The sequence below is a fragment of the Escherichia sp. 94.0001 genome (assembly GCF_013369155.2).
Taxonomy (GTDB): domain Bacteria; phylum Pseudomonadota; class Gammaproteobacteria; order Enterobacterales; family Enterobacteriaceae; genus Escherichia; species Escherichia coli_F.
Map to the genome: position 1 here is coordinate 1 of NZ_JABWMS020000139.1, position 2,633 is coordinate 2,633.

A 2,633-nucleotide genomic window follows, 5' to 3' on the forward strand; every position below is an offset into this window, starting at 1 on the left:
CATCAGTATCTTTGATACTGACAATGTTTATTATGTCTCCGATAATATTACAGATAAATGATAATATTTCTCAGGAACCAATCAATTACACCGACTCTGATTTTTTTCAAAAAGTTGATGAAAAAATATTATCACCATACCGCGGTTTTTTAGAAAAAAATACAGAGAAAGAAAATGTTGAGTTTTTTGAACGTGCAGCTCAAAAAAAATTGGGTAATGAAACTATCTTAAAAAAAGACTCTCTATTTATACTGTTACCAGCTTTCACGATGGGGCAGCTTGAAGCTGCATTCAAGATAGGTTTTTTGCTCTATTTACCTTTTATTGCGATAGATTTGATCATTTCCAATATCTTATTGGCCTTGGGTATGATGATGGTATCGCCAGTAACAATTTCGATTCCTTTTAAGATCTTGTTATTCATTCTTGTTGGAGGCTGGCAAAAATTATTCGAATTTCTGTTGGTGGTGAATTGATGGAAACTGGATATTTTGTTCAATTATGTGTGCAAACGCTTTGGATAATATTTATCCTCTCACTGCCTACAGTCATAGCGGCCTCTGTTGTCGGCATTATTATTAGCCTGGTTCAGGCTATAACGCAGTTACAGGATCAAACATTGCCTTTTTTGCTAAAAATAATAGCAGTGTTTGCTACGCTTGCCCTGACTTATCACTGGATGGGAACAACAATCATCAACTTCTCGTCGATAATATTTGAAATGATTCCGAAGGTGAATGGCTAATGAATGAAATAATGACGGTCATAGTATCATCATTTTTTTGTATACTCAGGCCGCTGGGGATGTTTATTATTCTACCAATATTTTCAACAGGTGTTTTGCTCAGTAACTTTATACGCAACTCAATTATGATTGCGTTTACACTTCCAATTATAGTAGAGAACTATACATTTTCGGAAAAATTACCATCCGGAATTTTTCAGTTGACAGGCATAGTGCTAAAAGAAATAAGTATAGGCTTTTTCATTGGGTTATCATTTACTATTCTTTTTTGGGCAATAGATGCGGCTGGGCAGATTATTGATACTTTAAGAGGTTCAACAATATCTTCAATTTTTAACCCGTCTATAAGTGATTCATCTTCTATCACTGGTGTTATTTTATACCAATTTATCACTGTGATCTTTGTTATTCATGGTGGGATACAAAGCGTTCTGGATAAGTTGTATTTATCCTACGAGATATTACCATTACAAGCCGATATTGCATTCAATCGTGCTTTAGTAGATTTTTTATTTTCGCTATGGGATTCATTTATTAAACTGATGTTATCATTTTCAATTCCCATGATTATCGGTATCTTCTTATGTGATATGGGGTTTGGGTTTCTCAATAAAACAGCGCCTCAGCTAAACGTATTCACATTATCACTGCCGGTAAAAAGTTTGATAGCAATCTTTATATTGTTATTAGTTATTCATGTTTTCCCTGATTTTATTACGGCAAATATTCATTCTGACATAATTGACAGATCGTTACCGAGCATGATTAATGAGTGAAAAAACAGAAAAGCCCACACCCAAAAAACTAAGGGATCTAAAAAAGAAGGGCGATGTAACAAAAAGTGAAGAGGTAATGGCTGCAGTGCAGTCATTAATCTTATTTTCATTTTTTTCTTTATATGGTGCGAGTTTTTTCGTTGAGGTTGTTGAGTTAGTTAATACGACTATAGACTCGCTAAATAGACCGTTTTTGTATGCCATTCGTGAAATATTAGGTGCGGTATTAAACATATTTTTATTGTATATTTTGCCAATTTCTTTGATTGTCTTTGTTGGAACTGTTACAACTGGTGTATCACAAACAGGATTCATCTTTGCGGTTGAAAAAATAAAACCATCGGCTCAGAAGATTAGTGTAAAAAATAACCTGAAAAATATTTTTTCTGTAAAGAGTATTTTTGAGCTGCTTAAGTCAGTATTTAAGTTAGTGATAATTACTCTCATTTTTTACTTTATGGGGCATTCATATGCAAATGAGTTTGCAAATTTCACAAGACTGAACGCATATCAAACTCTTGTCGTTGTTGCCTTTTTTGTTTTTCTTTTATGGAAAGGCGTGTTATTCGGATATCTACTCTTTTCAGTATTTGATTTCTGGTTCCAGAAGCATGAGGGACTGAAGAAAATGAAAATGAGTAAAGATGAGGTGAAACGAGAAGCCAAGGATACTGATGGTAACCCTGAAATTAAAGGGGAGCGCCGTCGCCTTCATTCTGAGATACAAAGTGGAAGTCTGGCTAATAACATCAAAAAATCAACCGTGATCGTCAAAAACCCGACTCACATTGCGATTTGCCTATACTATAAACTCGGGGAGACTCCATTGCCTTTAGTTATTGAAACAGGAAAAGATGCCAAAGCTCTACAGATCATTAAACTGGCTGAACTCTATGATATTCCAGTGATTGAAGATATTCCTTTGGCAAGAAGTCTTTATAAGAACATACATAAAGGACAATACATAACAGAAGACTTTTTTGAACCTGTAGCACAATTGATTCGTATAGCAATAGATCTTGATTATTAATCGATAATTTGTTCATTGTTTTTTAATTTAGTGTATGTTTTATATAGTTTCATTGCATATTGTCTTCTGAGTTCTACTGCAT

General features: G+C 34.0%; 4 protein-coding genes and 1 pseudogene. 4 read left to right on the forward strand and 1 reads right to left on the reverse strand.

From position 1 onward, the window contains the following. The 4 genes from escR to escU all read left to right on the forward strand — a co-directional run. The coding region (gene escR, locus HEN33_RS24560; RefSeq protein ID WP_183083494.1) for a type III secretion system LEE export apparatus protein EscR at nucleotides 1–476 on the forward strand (476 nt) is incomplete at its 5' end. Further along, on the forward strand, nucleotides 476–745 hold the full coding sequence (gene escS / locus HEN33_RS24565; protein WP_000447503.1) for a type III secretion system LEE export apparatus protein EscS: 270 nt from the start codon (nucleotides 476–478) through the stop codon (nucleotides 743–745). The genes escR and escS, both read left to right, overlap by 1 nt. Next, nucleotides 745–1,521, forward strand: coding sequence for a type III secretion system LEE export apparatus protein EscT (escT, locus tag HEN33_RS24570; protein ID WP_001002808.1), 777 nt, complete (start codon nucleotides 745–747; stop codon nucleotides 1,519–1,521). Before escS ends, escT begins: the two co-directional genes overlap by 1 nt. Beyond that, nucleotides 1,514–2,551, forward strand: a complete 1,038-nt coding sequence (gene escU, locus HEN33_RS24575) for a type III secretion system LEE export apparatus switch protein EscU (RefSeq protein ID WP_001291686.1) — start codon at nucleotides 1,514–1,516, stop codon at nucleotides 2,549–2,551. Before escT ends, escU begins: the two co-directional genes overlap by 8 nt. Here escU and HEN33_RS26590 read toward each other — a convergent pair. Then, nucleotides 2,548–2,633, reverse strand: a pseudogene (locus tag HEN33_RS26590) (hypothetical protein); the annotation flags it as partial. The gene escU and the pseudogene HEN33_RS26590 sit on opposite strands and share 4 nt — an antisense overlap.

What these genes read in the sequence shown, in the direction of transcription:
- escT (WP_001002808.1), top strand. Translation starts at nt 745, where the DNA reads ATGAATGAAATAATGACGGTCATAGTATCATCATTTTTTTGTATACTC.
- escS (WP_000447503.1), top strand. Translation starts at nt 476, where the DNA reads ATGGAAACTGGATATTTTGTTCAATTATGTGTGCAAACGCTTTGGATA.
- escU (WP_001291686.1), top strand. Translation starts at nt 1,514, where the DNA reads ATGAGTGAAAAAACAGAAAAGCCCACACCCAAAAAACTAAGGGATCTA.